Origin of the sequence: Zhouia amylolytica (genome assembly GCF_900116365.1) — a bacterium.
GTDB classification, from domain to species: Bacteria; Bacteroidota; Bacteroidia; order Flavobacteriales; family Flavobacteriaceae; genus Zhouia; species Zhouia amylolytica.
The window spans coordinates 248,315-268,692 of the sequence record NZ_FPAG01000008.1 but is presented as its reverse complement, the minus strand read 5'-3'; the positions used below and the strand labels follow the sequence as shown (position 1 = coordinate 268,692).

Annotated in this window: 19 protein-coding genes and 1 pseudogene; 12 read left to right on the top strand and 8 right to left on the bottom strand. The window is 35.3% G+C overall.

The annotated features are described in order from the left end of the window. Positions 1 to 34: 34 nt before the first annotated feature. Positions 35 to 1,366 (bottom strand): annotated as a pseudogene (locus tag BM361_RS14610) (MFS transporter). A 110-nt stretch (positions 1,367 to 1,476) separates the two neighbouring features. After that, on the bottom strand, positions 1,477 to 2,292 hold the full coding sequence (locus tag BM361_RS14605; RefSeq protein ID WP_038262185.1) for a M48 family metallopeptidase: 816 nt from the start codon (positions 2,290 to 2,292) through the stop codon (positions 1,477 to 1,479). 163 nt (positions 2,293 to 2,455) lie between these two features. On the opposite strand from BM361_RS14605, the gene BM361_RS14600 reads away from it, so the two are divergent. The 7 genes from BM361_RS14600 (at position 2,456) to BM361_RS14570 (ending at position 7,324) form a co-directional block, all read left to right on the top strand. After that, positions 2,456 to 3,316, top strand: coding sequence for an alpha/beta fold hydrolase (locus BM361_RS14600; protein WP_038262182.1), 861 nt, complete (start codon positions 2,456 to 2,458; stop codon positions 3,314 to 3,316). A gap of 150 nt (positions 3,317 to 3,466) precedes the next feature. Next, positions 3,467 to 4,234: a hypothetical protein gene (locus BM361_RS14595; RefSeq protein WP_038262179.1), complete on the top strand. Its 768-nt coding sequence runs from the start codon at positions 3,467 to 3,469 to the stop codon at positions 4,232 to 4,234. A gap of 75 nt (positions 4,235 to 4,309) precedes the next feature. Beyond that, positions 4,310 to 4,846 carry a hypothetical protein gene (locus BM361_RS14590; protein WP_074979799.1) on the top strand — a complete coding sequence of 179 codons (537 nt, stop codon included), beginning with the start codon at positions 4,310 to 4,312 and terminating at the stop codon, positions 4,844 to 4,846. A gap of 137 nt (positions 4,847 to 4,983) precedes the next feature. Then, positions 4,984 to 5,481, top strand: coding sequence for a hypothetical protein (locus BM361_RS14585; protein ID WP_038262174.1), 498 nt, complete (start codon positions 4,984 to 4,986; stop codon positions 5,479 to 5,481). A gap of 118 nt (positions 5,482 to 5,599) precedes the next feature. Further along, complete coding sequence (locus BM361_RS14580; RefSeq protein ID WP_074979797.1) at positions 5,600 to 6,115, top strand: hypothetical protein; 516 nt, start codon at positions 5,600 to 5,602, stop codon at positions 6,113 to 6,115. Positions 6,116 to 6,279: 164 nt separating this feature from the next. Beyond that, a complete protein-coding gene (gene msrB, locus BM361_RS14575; protein WP_038262285.1) occupies positions 6,280 to 6,681 on the top strand; it encodes a peptide-methionine (R)-S-oxide reductase MsrB in 402 nt (133 codons plus the stop codon). An 85-nt stretch (positions 6,682 to 6,766) separates the two neighbouring features. Next, positions 6,767 to 7,324: a DUF1572 family protein gene (locus tag BM361_RS14570; RefSeq protein WP_175496591.1), complete on the top strand. Its 558-nt coding sequence runs from the start codon at positions 6,767 to 6,769 to the stop codon at positions 7,322 to 7,324. A gap of 44 nt (positions 7,325 to 7,368) precedes the next feature. Here the strand turns inward: BM361_RS14570 and BM361_RS14565 are convergent, their stop codons facing one another. Then, positions 7,369 to 7,779: a response regulator gene (locus BM361_RS14565; RefSeq protein WP_074979793.1), complete on the bottom strand. Its 411-nt coding sequence runs from the start codon at positions 7,777 to 7,779 to the stop codon at positions 7,369 to 7,371. Between the two features lie 9 nt (positions 7,780 to 7,788). Further along, the gene (locus BM361_RS14560) at positions 7,789 to 11,154 is read right to left on the bottom strand and encodes a PAS domain S-box protein (RefSeq protein ID WP_217643778.1); all 3,366 of its coding nucleotides are present in this window, start codon (positions 11,152 to 11,154) and stop codon (positions 7,789 to 7,791) included. A 287-nt stretch (positions 11,155 to 11,441) separates the two neighbouring features. On the opposite strand from BM361_RS14560, the gene BM361_RS14555 reads away from it, so the two are divergent. The 5 genes from BM361_RS14555 to lpdA all read left to right on the top strand — a co-directional run bounded on the left by BM361_RS14555 (position 11,442) and on the right by lpdA (position 17,821). Beyond that, positions 11,442 to 13,436 (top strand): response regulator, encoded by a 1,995-nt coding sequence (locus BM361_RS14555; protein WP_074979788.1) that lies wholly within the window; start codon positions 11,442 to 11,444, stop codon positions 13,434 to 13,436. Continuing rightward, positions 13,411 to 13,788, top strand: coding sequence for a response regulator transcription factor (locus BM361_RS14550; RefSeq protein ID WP_074979786.1), 378 nt, complete (start codon positions 13,411 to 13,413; stop codon positions 13,786 to 13,788). Before BM361_RS14555 ends, BM361_RS14550 begins: the two co-directional genes overlap by 26 nt. Before the next feature lie 18 nt (positions 13,789 to 13,806). Beyond that, on the top strand, positions 13,807 to 14,838 hold the full coding sequence (locus BM361_RS14545) for a HEAT repeat domain-containing protein (protein ID WP_074979785.1): 1,032 nt from the start codon (positions 13,807 to 13,809) through the stop codon (positions 14,836 to 14,838). Between the two features lie 11 nt (positions 14,839 to 14,849). Beyond that, positions 14,850 to 16,271, top strand: a complete 1,422-nt coding sequence (locus tag BM361_RS14540) for a glycosyltransferase family 2 protein (protein WP_082436072.1) — start codon at positions 14,850 to 14,852, stop codon at positions 16,269 to 16,271. A 161-nt stretch (positions 16,272 to 16,432) separates the two neighbouring features. Further along, a complete protein-coding gene (gene lpdA / locus BM361_RS14535) occupies positions 16,433 to 17,821 on the top strand; it encodes a dihydrolipoyl dehydrogenase (RefSeq protein WP_074979783.1) in 1,389 nt (462 codons plus the stop codon). 72 nt (positions 17,822 to 17,893) lie between these two features. Here the strand turns inward: lpdA and BM361_RS14530 are convergent, their stop codons facing one another. The 4 genes from BM361_RS14530 to BM361_RS14515 all read right to left on the bottom strand — a co-directional run bounded on the left by BM361_RS14530 (position 17,894) and on the right by BM361_RS14515 (position 20,314). Beyond that, entirely contained in the window at positions 17,894 to 18,409 is a 516-nt protein-coding gene (locus BM361_RS14530; protein ID WP_074979781.1) for a hypothetical protein, read from the bottom strand. Between the two features lie 71 nt (positions 18,410 to 18,480). Continuing rightward, complete coding sequence (gene aroQ / locus BM361_RS14525; RefSeq protein WP_074979833.1) at positions 18,481 to 18,900, bottom strand: type II 3-dehydroquinate dehydratase; 420 nt, start codon at positions 18,898 to 18,900, stop codon at positions 18,481 to 18,483. Positions 18,901 to 18,989: 89 nt separating this feature from the next. Then, a complete protein-coding gene (locus tag BM361_RS14520; protein ID WP_074979779.1) occupies positions 18,990 to 19,601 on the bottom strand; it encodes a porin family protein in 612 nt (203 codons plus the stop codon). 185 nt (positions 19,602 to 19,786) lie between these two features. Continuing rightward, positions 19,787 to 20,314: a hypothetical protein gene (locus BM361_RS14515; RefSeq protein ID WP_074979778.1), complete on the bottom strand. Its 528-nt coding sequence runs from the start codon at positions 20,312 to 20,314 to the stop codon at positions 19,787 to 19,789. Between the last annotated feature and the right edge of the window lie 64 nt (positions 20,315 to 20,378).

The window sequence follows — 20,378 nt, the reverse complement described above, 5'->3', positions numbered from 1 at the left end:
TTAATTATAAATCGGCAAAGTGCTTAATTATACGTTATGGTAACGATTTAATTTTTCGTACTCTAAACAAAAGAAATACCCCCATGACAAAGAAAATTCCTAAAAACACTATTGAATTCCGCATGTTTCCCGTGACCTGAGCTATTAAACCATACATAAAAGTGCCTATGATAATTCCAATTTTTTCAGCAACATCATAGAAGCTAAAAAAGGAGGTAGTATCTGTTGTTTCCGGCAAAAACTTCGAATAGGTAGATCGGGATAAAGCTTAAATCCCTCCCATAACCAATCCGACACAAGCTGCGGCTATGTAGAAATTTGTTGGAGTTTCTAAATAATATGCATAAATACAGATCATAATCCACATAATATTAATTACCATTAATGTGTTTATATTACCATATTTCTTAGATGCCTGTGCCGTGAGCGTAGCTCCTACAATTGCAACCAACTGTATGACTAAAATACTAACAATCAACCCCATGGTACGTTCGTCGGCCGAACCCCAGGCTATTTCTTCTTCTCCAAAATAGGTTGCAATCAACATAACGGTTTGCACCGCCATACTATACACAAAAAAGGCACCCAGATACCGTTTCAGGACAGGTTGTTCTTTTAATTGGTGCCAGACTAATTTCAATTCTTTAAAACCGTTGAGAATGATATTTTTTCTCTCCCCCGCTTTCTTATTCCCTTTAGGTAAATGGTAAAAAGTATACTGACTAAATAGTATCCACCAAATACCCACAGAAACAAAGGAATACTTCATGGCGAGAATTTCAGCAGCCTCACCCGCATCGGAAGTAATACCGAATAAACCAGGTTTCATAACCATGGCTAAATTCAGCACTAAAAGAATAACGCTTCCAATATACCCCATGGAAAACCCTTTTGCACTTATTCTATCTTGTTGTTCGGGAAAGGCTATATCCGGAAGGTAGGAATTGTTGATTGCAAAGCTCACCCAAAATCCAACCAATCCAAAGAAGTAACATAATAAACCAACGTAAATATTTTCAAGTGAAAACCAATACAAACCTATACATGAAACGCCTCCCAGGTAACAAAAGAATTTCATAAACACTTTCTTATTCCCCAGGTAATCTGCTATACCCGATATCAATGGTGTAATAATGGCAATAAAAACGAATGCCGCTGAAGTAACATAACTGATTAAAGGTGCCCGAGCAATTTCACCTCCAAAAACGGTTACTTTTTCTATACCCGCAACCCTGAATAAAGCACCATAAAAAATCGGGAAAATGGCCGAAGATATCACTAAACTATACACTGAATTTGCCCAATCGTAAAATGCCCAAGCATTCAATAATTTCTTACTTCCTTTTTGAAGTGCAATTCGCGTCATATATTAACAGATTTTGTTAGGGCATCAGGGCCTGTTTATCTTATTATTCATAAAAAAAGCTGCTCATAATTTGAACAGCTTCGAATATACTATTTATTTTTCTTTCATTGTTATTGAAAGCTGGTTACACCGAACTTTTTAGCTTCGGTTTTAGCAGCAGGCGACCATGCTCTTAAATTACTGATTCGGGAATCATTAGAAGGGTGTGTACTTAATATTTCCGAAGGAGCTCCTCCTCCTGAATTAGCACTCATTCGTTCCCACAATTTAGCCGCTTCATCAGGGTTATATCCGGCAATAGCCATTAATTGAATACCTATTCTGTCGGCCTCGGTTTCATGACTTCTACTGAATGGAAGCATTCCTCCTACCTGAGAGCCTACTCCATATGCCGTCATCCATAATTCCTGAGTTGTCGAACTCTGGCCTCCTGTTGCAACTGCTACACCAGCAGCACCTGCTTGTTGTAAAACCCCCGCGCTCATACGTTGTTGTCCATGATTTGCCAGTGCATGTGCTACTTCATGTCCCATCACAACTGCTAAACCGGCATCGGTTTTTGTTATAGGCAATATACCTGTATACACCACTATTTTACCTCCAGGCATACACCATGCATTCACCTGTTTATCATTCACAAGGTTGTACTCCCATTTATAATCTTTTAAATATCCTTCGTATCCATTAGCATTCAACCATTTCTCTGCAGCAACCGCTATTCGTTGTCCAACTCTTTTTACGCGTTGCGCATCTGCCGTACCACTTATAACCTTATTTTCATTTAAAAACTTATCGTATTGCTGAAAAGAGGATGCGAATAATTCGTCATTAGACACCAAAGCCATTGTTTTCTTGCCTGTAAACGGATTTGTAGCACAGGCAACAAATAAAACCGAGAATAGAACAAGTGAAATGTGTTTTTTCATTTTGAGTTAATTTTCTTTTACAGATCAAATTTACAAAACTTTAATAATTGTAAGGCTTAAAAGTTAAAGTTGAAAGAATTTTTATAAAACCTTCTATTCTAAAAAGTAATTATTACGTTCATTCTATGAAAATGGATACCTTGCATCTAAATTAAGTATTGGCATGACAAAAGATCAGAAAACATATAGAAATACTCTTGAGATTCCTAAACCTATAGTATACACCGCTAAAACGTTACAATTTATTTCTCCGCTCTTGGCCAGCAAGTTTGCCGGCAGTCTATTTATGAGTCCGATAAAACATAAAATGCCTAAACGAGAATACTCAATGGACCAGCATACGATTCAAACTCAGGTAAAGATCCCATCTATTAACAAAGAGGTGGTCGTTTATGAATATGGGAAATCAACTAAGAAAGCTTTATTGGTTCATGGCTGGTCTGGACGCGGCACCCAATTATTTAAAATCGCAGATGAGCTTCTTAAACAGGGTTATATGACCATTAGTTTTGATGCCCCGGCTCATGGTAAGGCTCCGGGTTCAAAAACTAATATGTCTGAATTTATAGACGTGGTATTACATCTTACCAAACTATATGGACCCTTTGACATTGGTATTGGTCATTCTTTAGGAGGTATGACTTTATTAAACTCTATTAGCCAGGGCTTACACCTGAAGAAACTGGTTATAATTGGTTGTGGTGACAAAATCATTGATATTGCTCTCGATTTTACCAGAAAATTAGGGTTGAAAGATCATGTAGGAATGAAAATGAAAAAACAATTCGATCAGGTTCTCGGGGAAGACATTAATAATTTATCGGCTAGTAAAGCGGCAGACCATGTTTCTACTCCAACGCTTATTATCCATGATCAAAATGATCTTGATGTACCACTAAGCTCGGCTGAAAACATACATAAGCACCTACAAAACTCGGATTTGATAGTTACCAATGGTTTGGGACATCGTAGAATTTTAGGAAATGATGAGGTAATTACTCAAATCAGTAAATTTATTCAGTAATAATAATCTTTGAAGTACCCACAGATAAATAATACCCCATAATGTTAATTTTCAATTAATTATAACTATATTTGCACCACTACCACTACATCTTTTCTCTTGATTAATAGCAATTATTCAATAGCTTATTAACCAGCTAAATATATTGTCATGAGAAAATTATTGTTATTAATCGTTGTATTATTGGCCTGGACTGTATCCGGGCAAAACAACGGAGAGTATGTAGTATTTGAAAATGTTATTATTACGCCCAATCCTGCCAAGATGGGTGATTTCAAAAAACACATGGCGGACCATAATAAAAAATATCATGCAGATGATGTTTATGGTTGTCGGGTATACGCCATTGTCACCGGCCCGAATACCGGTAAGTATGTATGGTCGATGGGGCCAATTCCATGGTCTTCTGTGGATAGCCGACCAGCACAAGGGGGGCATGATGAACATTGGAATAATATGGTAATGCCTACATTACTTCCTATGGCCAATGCAACCTATTGGCGATCACACCCGGAACTTTCTAACTTCCCTAATGACTTTAAGCTTGATAAATTAAGACTCACCTATTACGACATTAAAAGAGGGTGGGGTAATTTTGATAAGATTAAAGCCATTGTAGCTAAAATCACCAAAATGAATAAGGAGAAATATCCTAATGAAGTCTATGGGATTTACACCAATGAATTTGGAAGTACCAAAGAAGGAAAAGATATTGTCTTCGTAGATTTTTTCGAAAACTCCGCTAAACTAGGAGAGCAGGATGATAACTGGATCTCCAACTATGATGAAGTTAATGGTGCCGGAAGTTTTGAAAGAGATGTTAAAACCTGGCATGAACTCACCAATGGTTCCGAAAGAGAATTATGGATTCTGGCTCCTGAATTAAGCGGACGAACTGCAGAAGTAAAAGTAAATTAAAGTTTACTTTCTTAAGATTTTTGAGCCTGGTAACTCAGGCTCTCCCCCTGCCTTTGAATTATTAAATGTATTATTATGAAGTCAATTGTTTACACGTTTGCCATACTATTAGTAACATTAATATCCTGTGAGGGTGATCAAGGCCCCATGGGAGATGTAGGGCCTCCGGGGCCGGAAGGTCCTCCCGGTGTCGATGGAGGCATCCTTTTACCCCAGGTATTTGAGGTTGAAGTAGACTTTTTAGCCGAAAACGACTATGCACTATTATTTGTATTCCCGGAGGAGATAGAAGTGTTCGAATCTGATTTGGTTGTAGCGTATCATTTTGCCGGGGTAGATAACGGAGTCGATATATGGGAAGCCATGCCACACCTCGTATATTTTAGCACAGGTATTATTTCCTACAGTTTCGATCACACTTTTTTAGATATTAACTTTTATATAGACGGTAATGTTGATCTGGGCACTCTGGATGATGAATTCACTTTAAATAATTTATTTAGAGTGGCCATAATACCAGCAGAGTTTCTAAGCAACAATGAAGGGATGAACATTAGCCAGTATATAAAAGAATACGAAACGCAAAAAATAAAATCCTACGAGTTACAATAATAAAATGCTTGCGAAAAATCATCAAAGTTCCTCCTTAAAACTTTCAAGTCCGGTCATAAAACCGGACTATTTTTTTTGTAAAATTTATTATGGCCTGATAATTGTACTATTGTTTGATAATAAAAACTCTGATAATTATGAAAAAAATATTTTATTTACTGACCATGGTCTCGCTAGCCTTTGTTTCATGTGATGGCGATCCGGGACCTCCAGGACCTCCAGGGCAAGATGGAGGGCTTATTGTTGCTGACGCATTCGAAATTGAAGTTGATTTTACCGAAGCAAACAACTTCGAAATTGTAGAACCATATGGGTTTGAGGTATTCCCATATGATGTTGTTCTAACCTATATTCTGTGGGAGGTAGACGGTACGGAAATTTGGAGATTGATTCCTCAAGATGTATTTTTCAATGATGGCGTTTTGACTTATAATTTCGATTTCACTCAGGAAGATGTACGTATATTTCTAGACGGCACCATCGATTTAAATTCTCTGGGAAGCGAATGGACACAAAACCAAGTATTTAGAGTGGTCGTCGTGCCGGCAGATAATGTAGACGCATCAATTGATTTTTCTAATTACAATAACGTCATACAAGCCTTGAACATTGAAGATGTGAGAAAGTTAAATTAATCCAGAACTTACATATAACATATATTTAACATCGACTACTCGTAGTAAAACTCCGATATTGAATCGGAGTTTTCTATTTTTGTGCTCTTTTTTAAAATAACTCAAAAAGCACATTTAAATGAAAAAATTATTTTATCTCGTTGTATTTTCTTTTGTTATAATTTCTTGTGAAGGTGAACAAGGACCTCCGGGGCAAGATGGTCAGGATGGTCAAGACGGCCAAATGATTAAACCTCAGGCTGTCGAGGTAACTATTGACTTACGTGGTGTCAATGGATACTATGAATTCCTGGAATATCCTGATGGTGTTTCTGTCGAAGAATCGGATGTTATTATGGCCTTTCAAAAAGTAGTTTATGGAGTTAATGGAGAATATATATGGGAACCACTTCCAAGGATATTATTCGGTAATTCTTACACCTACAGTTATCTCTATGATTATGATCCTGCGGTCATCTCATTTTTCATTGACGGATCTAATGATTGGAGAAGCCATATGACTGAAGAAATGAATGCAGGTTTAATTTTCAGGTATGTCATTATACCTACTGAATTAATACAAGGAGTTGACACTACCAATTACGATTCTATTATGCAGACTTTAAATATAAAAGAGATTAAATCTTTAAACTAAGTCTTCTTTATTGTTATGTTTAATATATTGTTACGTCCAAATAAAAAAACAATATCATGAGATCTTTATTTCTTGCAATATTAATTGCGCTGATGGTCAGTTGTAATTCAAATGCCCAGGACAAAGACAATAAAAAAAGTAACCAGCAAAAATCAACTACGAAGATGGAGCAAAATAATCAATCCCTTGAGAAGACCGATGCTGAATGGAGAGCTTTGCTTTCTGAAGAAGAATATCGGGTATTACGACTTAAAGGAACAGAAAGACCACATACAGGTAAATATAACCTTCATTTTGAAGAAGGTACTTATAAATGCAAAGGATGTGGAACTCCCCTTTTTGAAAGTGACATGAAATTTGAAAGTGATTGTGGGTGGCCATCTTTCGACAAGGCTATTGAAGGCACCATAACATATAAAAAAGATACCTCTTTTGGAATGGTTCGTACTGAAATACTTTGTAGTAAGTGTGGCGGACATCTTGGTCATGTTTTCAATGATGGCCCGACTGCTACCGGCAAACGCTATTGCGTAAATTCAGTTAGTATAGATTTTAAAGATCAATAAAAACTAGTAAACATACCTAAAAACCTTCTCAAATTTGAGAAGGTTTTTTTAATTTTATACATATAACATTCTAACGCTAAACATTTTGAACAGCAATTACCTGGAAAGTACCCGCAAACAATTCCGTTATTACAAAAGTCTGGCTGATAAAACATTCGTTGTTTTAAACGATGATGATATTCATTGGCGGAACGTTGAAGCCCAAAACAATATTGTAACTCTTGTAAAACATATGGCTGGTAATATGCTGAGTCGTTTTACCAACTTTTTAAGTGAGGACGGAGAAAAGGATTGGCGTAATCGAGATGATGAGTTTGAAGATACCCTCGCTACTAAAGACGAAATGATTACCTATTGGGACAAAGGATGGAATTGCCTCTTCAATTCTATCGACAATCTCTCACCAAACGATCTGGAGCGCATTATTTATATAAGGAATGAAGGACATACGGTGCTGGAAGCATTAAACAGACAAATGGCACATTACGCGTATCATGTAGGACAGATCGTTTTTATTGGTAAAATCCTAAAAGGGGACCAATGGAATTCCTTAACTATCCCCAAAGGAGCTTCTAAGGATTTTAACAAAGAAAAGTTCAATCAAAATAAAGAAAGGCGCCACTTTACAGATGACGCCATTTAATTCTTTAATATGTTTAAGTATAAACTATCTAGCTTTCCTTTAAGTTAGTGCTTCACTGCATCTCTCATAATTTCACTTAAAACCTCTCGTGTAATTGGTTTTACAATAAAGTTATTCAATCCCTTATATGATTTAGCTTTAATAATATCCGCAGGATCTATGGATGAAGAGACGATATAAATGAGTATCTTTCTTTTGGTCTCTAGTTTTATAAAATTATCCAAAAACTCCCAACCATCCATTATAGGCATATTCAAATCCAGTAAGATTACATCGGGGACTGATTCACCGGATAATACGATGGGTTTTAAATTAGTTAAAGCCTCTTCACCATTCTGAAAAACTAAAAAGTTATTGCAAAATTCGGCCATTTCCATAATTCTTTTTGCACCGAATACAAAAACAGGATCATCATCTATGATGCATGTTAGGTTAATTGCGTTATTTGACTTCATTTATATTGGTTAGTTTTTAAAATACAATTTAAAATTAGTACCCTGGTCGACTTTACTTTCTACCTCTATTTTACCTCCTATAGCTTCCATTTGATTCTTTGTGATAAAAAGTCCTATTCCTCGGGCATCTTTATTATGATGAAAGGTCTTATACATCCCAAACAGTTTATCACCATGTCTATTCAAGTCTATTCCAAGGCCGTTATCTTCAACATCCAAAATGGTATATCCGTTTTGTTGATAGGAAGAAAGTTTTACAAAGCTATTTCTGTCATGAGATCTGTATTTTATTCCATTTGTTATGAAATTGAGTAAAATACTCTCTACATAAGCTGGCAAGCCCTTAATTAATGCATCTTCCTGAACTTCATTAATAATTTCTACCTGGGCTTCAGAAGCTAAACTTGATATGGAGTTATATGTTGCTTTAACTGCATTTCGGAGATTAATATTTTCCATTTTAAAATCTATCTCCGTGTTAATCACAACCACCTCATTCAGATGCTGAATGGTCTCTTTTAGGTTTCGAGATGCCAGTTGCAATAACTCTATTGCTTTTTCTTTTTGAAACTCTGGATAGGTACTTACAAAAACATCTAGCAACATTTCAAAATTTCCTGAATGAGATCTCAAATTATGGGAAACAATGTGGGCAAAATTCTTTAATCGATCATTTTGTTCGGTAGTAATCGACAATAAGGATTTAATTTCTTTTTCAGCATTTTTAAGTTCGCTGATATCTGCTGCGACCCCAAGAAATCCTTCAATTTCTCCCTGGTCATCTTTGACTGGGGTAACTACCAGTTGAACCGAAAAAGTGGATCCATCCTTTCTCACATACGTCCATTCCTGAGATTCATAATCACCCTGTTTTGGTAATTCTACAAATACGTCAAAACCTTGAATATTTTTATTTAACTGCTTGCTTAATGCTTTTCCTCTTTTCTCAATTTCTTCAGGCAAATGGATAATCACAGGACTTTCTTTACCAATCATTTCCTCGGCAGAGTATTGTAAAAATGTTTCTGCACCTTTATTAAAATGGGTGATTAATCCATTTTTGTCAGTTCCTATAATTGAAACATAACTCGAGTTAAGAATGGCATTGAGTTTTTCATTGGTCTCCTTTAATGAAATTTCATAATTCTTAATCTCGGTAATATCTTGAAATATCCCATAAAGCTTTTTAGCTCTTCCTTCAAACATTTCAACCTGTCCTATTGATCGTACCCAGATATTATTACCCTGATAGGTGGTCATTTCTAACTCCAAATCAAAAGATTTACCAGATCTGACAGCATTTGTAACAGCCGATTGAATCGACTTTTTACTGGTTCCTTCTTTATAAAAATCGATCGCCTTTTCTAATTGAGGTCTATAATCATCAGGTACTTCATGTATTTCTCTGGTAATTTTACTCCAGCTAATTTTTTCTTTTCCAAGATCGACTTCCCATGTACCGATGCGTGCTATCTCATTGGTTTTATTAAGAATATTTTCAATTTTTAATCGCTCTCGAACACTGTCTTTAAACTGGGTTATGTTTGCGGTATGCATTACAATACCACCTATTTCTCCTTCTGTTTTATACCATGGTCTCACATCCCAGGATATCCATTGAACACTTCCATCCTCCCTTTCAAAAGAGGCTTCATCACATACATTGACAGCCCCCTCCAAACACTCACGATGAATTTTTTTCCATTCATCACCTATTTCCGGAAAGATCTCATAATGCGATTTACCTAATATATCCATTTCTAATAACCCATAATCTTCTTTCCATTTTTGGGATGCGGCTATGTATTCCATGTTCCTGTTAAACATAGCAATAGCACTCGGAGCTTGTTCAACAAAGATCAGGTTTTGTCTAAAACTATTTTGTAAAGCTTGTTCCGCTTGTTTTTCTTTGGTAATATCCCAATTGGTACCAAGCATTCGTATTGGATGCTGTTCATTATCTCTATAAACTACTGCCTTGGCCCGAATATGCCTTATCTCTCCATCCGGTTTAATGATTCTAAAGGAGGTATCGAATTCCTCTTCACCCATTAATGCCTTCTCTACCTCCTCTGTAGCTCTTTGTTTGTCTTCAGGATGTAAAACTTTTTCCCAGGCATCATATGCATGATTAAAGTCTTCTTTATTAAGGCCATGTAGGATATACATTACATTATCCCATTCGAGATAATTCTTAACAATATCGTATTCCCATACTCCAACTACCGCTGCCTCATTGGCAGCACTGTACTTTTTTGTAATCTTTTTTAATTCCTTTTCATAAGATTTACGCACGGTAATATCCTTTAAGGAAACCAAAATAAAAGTTCCCTCTAATAACGTTATCCTTGAAAAAGAGACTTCACTTTCAAACTTTTCTCCGGTTTTCTTTACTGCTTTTACCTCTAAAGGCTTCTTCTTATTTTTTTTAACCTTCTCTACTAAGTGTTTTTTAAACCTTTTGTGAAACTTACTTAAACTCCTTTTGTCAATAATGATATCCAGATCTAACCCGTTGAGTTCATCTTCCGTGTAGGCAAACACCTCCTCCGCTCTTTCATTAAATAAAAATATTTTGGCAGATTGATCCACTATAATTATGGGATCTGGCGTGGAATTTAAAAAGGTTTGAGCAATTGACAGATTATGGTTTATTTTTTGACGCTGCCTTTCTATTTCATTCAGTTTTGAAGCAACAAACCAGATCAAGGACAATGATAGCACCAGAAATAAAACGCCAAACAACGTAGTTCCAAACTCTAAGCCAATAAATTGATATCGATCTGCTAAAATTTTTAGGTAACTCAATACAATCACCATTCCTCCTATCTGTAGAAATAATTTTCGCGCCATCATACTTCCTATGCTATGTTTTGAGAAGACACTTGTAATTCCCAGATCAATCCGAATTAATGAAGAAGTTCCGGATAAAGCTATAAACAACACTGCAGTGTGTATGGCCATTGAAGTGATGAATTCCAATTTGGTTTCAATACCCACGCCAAATAAGTAGGTTAAAAATGAGGTTACAGAGATCAGAGTTATAATATGAAACAAGTATTGACAAACTTGTGCCACCAATCTAGTTTTACATTCAATAAAAAGTAACCCCAACCCCAGGAAAAAGAAATTTAATGCCGTACCTAAGGACATTCTACCAGGTAGGGAATATATAGAAAAATAATCCTTAACAAATAATTGGTCTATTCCATAATTAACACCCGTAATATGCTCTAATAATGTTATACCAGCTAAAATTAATAAGGTAACATTAATGATCCCGGCATATACCTGGTATCTTGGCAATCGTTTTGAAGTTTTAAAAAGCAATCCAACAGCAACCAGAAAAAAACATAAGGCGGTATTAAACTTCATGGTGGGCAAGTCAGGCAAAAAAGAGGTTAACAGCTTTATCTTTAATATCCAACCCCAAATCACAATTAAACTCACACCAGTAGTAACACTTGCTACGATTCTAATGTACCTATAATATTTATCGTAAGAAAAGAGGGTATTTACATTTTTCATTGGGTAAAACCGGAATAGATTCGCGTAAAATTGCAAAAATAATCGTTATAATCCTAAACTATTCTTTATATAGCAATTTCGCTTGTGTATCTTAATGTAAATGTATAATTTCATAAATATTTATGAACCCAATCATGCCTGTATTCGAACCTGCCATAAAAAGAACCTTTTTTAATTTACTTGAAGAAGACAAAGAACTGTTTTCATGGTTATTAAAAAAAGAGGTTGCCAGTTATTGTTATTGGGAACCTTCACCAAGAAATGCAATTTGGGTCAGTGAAGATTTTTGGAAATTAATAGGATATTATGACCTAAAAGAGGAAGAACCTCTTTTACTTACCAATAAAACTTTCAATTCAAAAGATTTTCTAACCCTGAAATCAACTTATGAAAATAATACAGATATAGGGTTCTGCAAAAAAGGCACTTTCACACTTCTAACAAAAAGCGGTGATAAGATCCTATACGAAATTATTTCCAAGGCGATTAGAAATGAAACTAATGAATTGACCGGAATCGTTATCGCATTTTTAAAGAAAAAAGAGAACACCGTAAAAGCTGTTGAAAAATGGCCTAATGATTCGGTGTTATTCGAAGAATATAAGGCTGCTTTTTTAGGAAATATTAGTCATGAATTAAGAACGCCACTTAATGGTGTTAAAGGATTTACAGATTTATTATTAAAAAGTGATCTCACTCCTATTCAAAATACATTTGCTGACACGATTTATAATTCGGCTTGCAAATTGGAAGAGCTCATAGATGACATGTTGGAATACAACCATTTAATGGCTAACAAAATTAAATTAGAACCAACACCTACCAAGCTATACAACCTGTGTAAAGAAATCACTGAATTCATAGACAACCAACACATTAATGAAAATATACAGATTCATTACAAATGTGAAATAACTCCCGAATATATAGTAAGTGCAGATGCATATAAGCTTAGACAAATACTACTTAACCTCTTCTCTAACGCAACCAAATTCACCAATAAAGGTGATATAACCTTAACAGTTACTGAAGTTTCAGATAAACCGAACAGTTACACCCTTTTATTTTCAGTTACTGATTCCGGTCTTGGAATCGCTCCTGAAAATCTTGAAAAAATCAAAACAGCTTTTGATCAAGAAGATCCTTCACTCACCAGATCACAGGAAGGTATGGGACTTGGGTTGGCCATAACTGACTCTTTATTGAAGTTAATGCAGAGCCGTTTAAAAATTGAAAGCACTCCGGGAAAAGGAAGTTCTTTTTCTTTTGAGATTACTTTTGATAAAGTTCAAGATACCGCATCACCTCTTGAAAATAACGTTACCAATGAAATTAATGTTTTGACTAACATTAATTCTTATAACACCTCGTTTAAAATTTTAATAGCTGAAGATAATCCTATAAATCAGTTTTTGGTTCAAACCATACTCGAGAAAATATTCCCTCAGGCCATTCTCTCCATCTGTGATAATGGTATGGAAGCAGTAGAGGCTTATCAAAACAATGCTTTTGATATTATCTTAATGGATATACAAATGCCGGTAATGAGTGGATATGAGGCTACCAAAGAAATACGGAAACTAGAAAAACCAGGTAACAGGATTCCCGTAATTGCACTCACAGCCAGAGTACTTGAAAAGGAAAAAAAATTATGTTTTGAATGTGGAATGGATGAATATTTAACCAAACCGGTTGATTATGAAACCCTGAAAAAGGCATTACACCAACACCTTTCTATAAAGAACAGACCCACTACTAAGACTGAAAGACAATTATACAACTTAAACTATTTAGAAACTTTGTCTGAAGGAGATGACCAGGTAATCTTAGATTCTCTTAGCATGTTTACAACCTGGGTAGATAAAAAACTTATAGAAGCCTACACTCATTTAAAGTCGCAAAAATTAGATGACCTTAAAAATGTAGTTCACGCTATTAAACCTTCTTTCGAAATGGTGGAAAGTGTTGAAGGCAGTTTACTTTGTAATGATATTATATACCAGGCGAAAGAAGAAGAAATACCTGGTCTAATAACAAAATTACAGGAAGAGTACCATCGCTTAAAAGAAGCGATAAAAAATGATTTCCCAAACTTAAGAGATTATGAAAAAGAAAATTTTGGTTATTGAAGACAATCCAATGGTAGTTAGGACCATCGAGTTTAAACTAACCAAAGACGGATATGATGTAACAGTCGCTAAAGACGGAAGAGAAGCATTATCTCTTATAAAAAGCACTCAGTTTGATCTTATTTTAACTGATTTGATGCTCCCCTTCATCTCTGGCAAAGAATTAATAGAATATGCCAAGGAAAATCATCCAAATACCCCTATAATAGTACTGTCCACATCGACTCAGGAAGATATCATTACCAATGCTTTTGATATGGGTGTCGATGATTTTATCACCAAACCCTTTAGTCCACAAGAATTAAGTCTACGGGTTAAACGTACAGTCAAAAGTTTTCATGGTATAACTTAAAAGATCAGAGATATTACAATGACGCAAGACAAGTTTATCACATTCAGTTTATATGCGCTTATAATTATTATATCTGCCATTGTTTTCCTGATAGGGCTTATTGTTATTTTGAGGCTTTACAAGACTCATAAAAATCAGAAAAAAATTAAACAAATAGATGCAATAGGAGAACTTGTTAATAACTACCTTTTTAACGAAGAGCTGGAAAAGGATGCCCTAATAAAAGAATTTCGTTCCAATAATCTAAAAACAAAATTTGAAAAGAAAATCACTATTAAAGAGCTTCTGGGCTATTACGAAAACTTTAAAGGCGAATCGCTTTCTCAGCTTTCACATTTGTTCAGAAACCTTGAACTTGACACCTACATTCAATCACTAACGGAAAGTAAAAAATGGCACTTGCAAGCCAGAGCTCTTTATGTAGCAGGAGTTGTAAAATTAAAAGCTAAGGAAGAGATTATAGAAAACTGCCTGAATCATAAAAGACCTGAAGTGCAAGAACAATCCTTATTATATTGTTTGAAAACGGCTGAAAATGACCCGGTTTCATTTTTAGCCAAAATGAATCAGCCTTTAACCCTTTGGCAACAGGCATATATAGAGAACGGATTGAAGTTATGGTATAGTGGACCAACCCCAGACTTTTCTATAAATTTAACTCATAATGAACCCAGCATTGTCAGTTTTTCCATTCATTTAATTGCAATGTATAATCAGTTTGAGCATATTAAACAATTACTGCCGTTTCTAAAAAATCAAAATGAAAAAATTCGTAGCACCACCATTGCTGCCTTTGCTAAGCTTCAATACAAAAATATTTTACCAGAATTAATTAGAGCTTTTAAAAATGAAACACCCGCTGTAAAGAAAGAAATTCTAATTTTTGTACAAAAGTTCGGTGATTCTACCTCATTAAACTCTTTAAAGCCTTTCCTAAATGAAGATTTGAGATTAAAACTATTATTTGCTAATTCCTATCAGTTATTAAACCCAACTTCATATTCAGGACCTCATAGTACCTATAGCCTTAATACACCTAATCAATTATAAACCCATTTAGTTTGGACATCAATGCCTTTATTGAAATTACCAGTCTTATTTTTTTTATTTATGGTTTAGTGGTACTCACCGGATATATCCTGGCTGCCCTATTTTCATATCTTGAATTGAGAGATTACAAAAGAAGGCATAATTTCTCTAATGAAATGGCCCTACTACAGGCAAACAATTTACCAAGTATATCGATACTTGCTCCTGCATTTAATGAAGAAGCCAACGTAATTGAAAACGTTAAATCATTACTGACACTCAATTATCCTTCTTTTGAAATTGTAATCATTAATGATGGCAGTAAAGATGAAACCTTACAGAAGCTTATTGATGCCTTCAAATTAAAAAGATCTGAAGAGCCATTTTACCCATCCATAAAGACTAAATCAATCAAGGGCATTTATACCTCTTCCAGCAAATCTCTAAAAAATTTTAAGGTTATCGACAAAATTAATGGTGGCAAAGCGGATGCGCTTAACGCTGGAATAAACATTTGTTCAAATGAAATTATATGCGCTATCGATGTGGATTGTGTATTAGAACCCGATGCATTACTAAAACTAGCAAAGCCTTTTTTGAACAACACAAAGAAGGTTATTGCCGCAGGTGGCATCATAAGAATTGCAAATTCGTGTATTATAGAAGATGGTAAAATCATGGAAGTCCGGCTTCCGCAAACATATATTGCCAGAGCGCAAATCCTTGAATATTTCAGGGCATTTCTTATGGGAAGGATGGCGTGGTCTAAAGTTGATGGTTTATTATTGATCTCCGGAGCCTTTGGAATGTTTGATAAACAAACTGTTATTGAGGCTGGAGGCTACAATCCTAATACCGTTGGTGAAGACATGGAATTATTGGTCAGAATGCGACGAATAATGAGAGACAAAAAAACAGATTACAAAGTGAGTTTTGTACCCGATCCGCTATGCTGGACAGAGGTTCCGCAAAGTTGGAACATACTTTACAGACAGCGGAACAGATGGACACGGGGAACCATAGAGACCTTACTCTTACATAAAAAAATGTTGTTTAACCCGAAATACAAAGTTTTGGGTATCTTAAGTATGCCTTATTGGTTATTTTTTGAATGGCTTGCACCCATTATCGAGTTTACAGGAATTGTGGTTATTATTATTTTTGCTATCATCGGACAATTAAACCTCTTTACATTTCTTATTCTCTTCGGAGTTATCTATAGCTTTTCATTACTCTTCTCTGTAACGGCGCTATTATTTGAAGAGTTCTCATTTCAACAATATAAAAAACCCAAATATATCTTTAAGCTTATCGGAACGGCGATGCTTGAACCTTTTATCTATCATCCTTTTATTATGTGGTCGGCAATTAAAGGAAATATAGACCTAATCAGGGGAAAAAAAAGCTGGGGTAATATGAGTAGGACGGGATTAGGCAACACAAAAAAGACCTAAAAACCATTTCTAGAGTCACCTAATTAATAATTAAGTGAATATAAGTATTCATCAAAACAATTAATTATCGATATGTGAGTAAATCCAAAAAAATTTAGCCTTTAGAAACATTATGCGTAAATTCGTAGCCGTTTATTAAAGACTAATAAAATATCTTCGATATGAGTAAATACGACGTAATCGTTTTAGGAAGTGGCCCAGGTGGATATGTAACTGCCATCAGAGCGTCACAACTAGGTTTTAAAACCGCTGTTGTTGAAAAAGAAAACCTTGGTGGTGTATGTTTAAATTGGGGATGTATCCCTACGAAAGCCTTATTAAAATCGGCACAGGTATTTGAATATTTAAAGCATGCTGACGATTACGGGTTAAAAGTAAATGATGTAGACAAGGATTTTGGTGCTGTTATCAAAAGAAGTCGTGGGGTAGCTGAAGGAATGAGCAAGGGAGTTCAGTTTTTAATGAAGAAGAACAAAATTGATGTAATTGAAGGCTTCGGTAAATTAAAAGCTGGAAAGAAAATCGATGTAACCAACGATGGAAAGACAACTGAATACAGCGCAGATCATATCATCATTGCAACAGGTGCTCGCTCGCGCGAATTGCCTAGCTTACCTCAAGACGGTAAAAAAGTAATTGGTTATCGCGAGGCTATGACCTTACCTGAGCAGCCTAAGAAAATGATTGTTGTAGGTAGTGGTGCTATTGGTGTCGAGTTTGCCTATTTCTATCATTCAATGGGAACTGAAGTTACTATTGTAGAATTTTTACCTAATGTGGTTCCTGTAGAAGATGAAGAGGTATCTAAACAATTAGAGCGTAATTTCAAGAAATCTGGTATTAAAGTAATGACTTCTTCTGAGGTTACTAAAGTTGATACTTCTGGTAAAGGGGTTAAAGCTACTGTAAAAACTAAAAAAGGAGAAGAAGTTTTAGAAGCTGATGTAATTCTATCCGCAGTTGGTATCAAGAGTAATATTGAAAATATTGGTTTGGAAGATGTAGGTATTGCTACCGACAGAGATAAAATATTGGTAAATGATTATTACCAGACTAACATACCGGGTTATTATGCTATCGGTGATGTAGTTCCCGGACAAGCATTGGCACACGTGGCAAGTGCTGAAGGTATTCTTTGTGTTGAAAAGATAAAGGGAATGCATGTTGAAGTCTTAGATTATGGCAATATCCCTGGTTGTACCTATTGTACTCCCGAAGTTGCTTCTGTTGGTCTTACTGAAAAACAAGCTAAAGAAAAAGGATACGACATCAAAGTTGGTAAGTTCCCTTTCTCTGCGAGTGGTAAAGCCAAAGCGGCAGGAACACCTGATGGATTTGTAAAAGTAATTTTTGATGCTAAATATGGTGAGTGGTTAGGTTGCCACATGATTGGCGCAGGAGTTACCGATATGATTGCTGAGGCAGTGGTTGCTCGTAAATTAGAAACTACCGGTCATGAAGTATTAAAAGCAGTACACCCTCACCCAACTATGAGTGAAGCAGTTATGGAAGCTGTTGCTGCTGCATACGATGAAGTAATACATTTATAGTTTTTTTAACTAAGCACTATAAATTCAGATCAAAAAAGCGAATGTATTAACATTCGCTTTTTTGTTTAAATGTCATTTGCTAACTCGCTTTTTTAAATTAAAAACATAAGCTATTCCAATACCTGCAGAAGCGGCTTTTACCTCATGTTCAATAGCCTTATAATATACAAAAGCTTCAAATTTCGGCATTGTCCATCCTAATTTTCCTTGATAATAAAATCCACCGTCATTCTGATCACCCCCTAACCCAATTGCATATCCGGCATCTGTTGCACATAACACGTGGTCCCAAAAAACGAACTGCAAACTGGAAGCAATGGGCATAAAGGAGAAGTCTTTTAAATCTGCCCCAAAAACCTCCAACACTCCTAGAAAGTCACTGTAAAAATGTGAATATCCCGCGTATAGCCCAAGGTTTATTGTTTCATTGAGCTGAAACATATAATAAGCATCCACTCCTATATTGAAGGTAAAGTCATCTGTAGTGGCAACACCACCATATAAGTCAACTTTAATCTTCTGTTGCCCGTTGACCCCAAAAGAAATACCAAAAAGAAAGAGAATTAAAACACAAAGTTTCTTTTTCACTTATATTTAATAAATAGTTCATTATAAATATAATGAATACTATACTAAGCCCTACTCCAGAACCCAAAATTCTAGTCTGTCATAAAACTTTTCAGCGCCAAATCATATCCTTGCATTCCAAAGCCCAGGATCACTCCTTTTGCATTGGGTGAGATATATGACACATGTCTGAAATCTTCTCTTGAAAACGTATTGGAAATGTGGACTTCAATGACTGGCGTCTGTATTCCTTTAATAGCATCTCCTATAGCCACTGAAGTATGTGTATAGGCTCCTGCGTTGAGAATAATCCCATCATAATCAAATCCTACCTCGTGAAGTTTATTTATCAGTTCCCCTTCAACATTGCTTTGATAATAATCCAATTGATGTTGTTGGTATTTATTTTTAAGTGTATTGAAATAGTCTTCGAAAGTTTCTGAACCATAAATTTTTGGTTCTCGTTTTCCAAGAAGGTTCAGGTTAGGTCCGTTAATGATAATAAACTTCATGGTTTTTCTTTTGGTAAAAATATAAAATTTAAGCACAAAAAAAACGGAGGATGTAACCTCCGTATGCAATATATAACTATTGATGTGTATTAGAACATAAATCCAACAGAAAATTGAAAACCTTCATTTCTTACGTTATTATCAGTAATATTTGTAAGTCCGAGGTTATACCTACCATTAAAGAATAAACCATTATCCAGCTTATATCCTAATCCAAAGTTCAATCCGAAATCAAAACTGTCATATTCATCATCTACATCGAAGTCCATGGTATCTCCGGAAAACTCAAGGTCGCGTTTAGCCGATGCCAGAAACCCCAATTGTGGTCCGGCCTCTAAGCTAAGTCCTTTTGTAACGTAGTATTTAGCAATTACATGTAGATTTATGTAATTTAACTTCTCGGTTAATGTTGCCTTTGTACCCACAGGAGCATTTATTTCGGGGAACCCATCCAAAATAAGGTCATATTTAGATCCCTGAGATGAAAATAACAATTCCGGTTGCAACGAAAACTTTTCAGTAAATTTAATTTCGGCGACACCTCCAACGTGGAAAGAAGTTCTGAAATCGGTATTACCTACGTTATCGCCATACCTATTAAAAAGATTCAGACCTCCCTTAGCTCCAAATTCTACTTCTTGTGCCTGAGAGGTAAATAAAAACCCAAAAGCAGCAAATGCTACACATAAAATTTTTTTCATAATTATTGTTGTTAATATGTAAGTTATTGAAATCAAACCTACACAACACACGTAGGCTTATTCTTAAATTTATACTAATTAAGTCATAATTAACAACATCTTCAAAACTCACCAACCGGTGAAATCTTCCAAAAAAAAACGGAAGCTTTTGCTTCCGTTTTAAATCGTTTATAATTCTCGTTCAATTAAAAGAAAAGAGAAAAACCGATGTTTAATGAAAATGCATCGCGGCCTTCCGCATCATCATTCAAATCTAAATCATAACGTACACCTGGTTCAATGGCAATATTATCAGCTAAAAACCATGCATATCCTCCTTGAAGACCAACAAACATTGGATTTAAACCATCTGTTGAGTAACCATTAAGATCTAATTGAACAGGAATCATACTGTTGATATAATATTTAGCACCTGCCTTATAAGAAAAGATACCATTGGTTTCAATCCCGTCTATGTCCGTATCACCATAACCCAGACCAACTTTGATTGCTAAGTCATCCTGGATAAAATAACCACCTTCAGCACCAATGTTCCATTGAGTAAATCCATCTCTAGAAGCAAATGTAAAACCTGTGTTTGCTGCATGACCAGCTCCAAAGTTAGTGTTAGCTTCAACTAAAATAGAACCTTTAGAAGTAGCCGTACCATCCTGAGCATTCGCATTGAAAGCAAAACCTAAAGCAGCAACTGCTACGAATAATAATTTTTTCATCTTTTTGAATTTTGTATTTAATGTTTAACGTGGCAAATTTACATACAAAAGCATAATACCAATA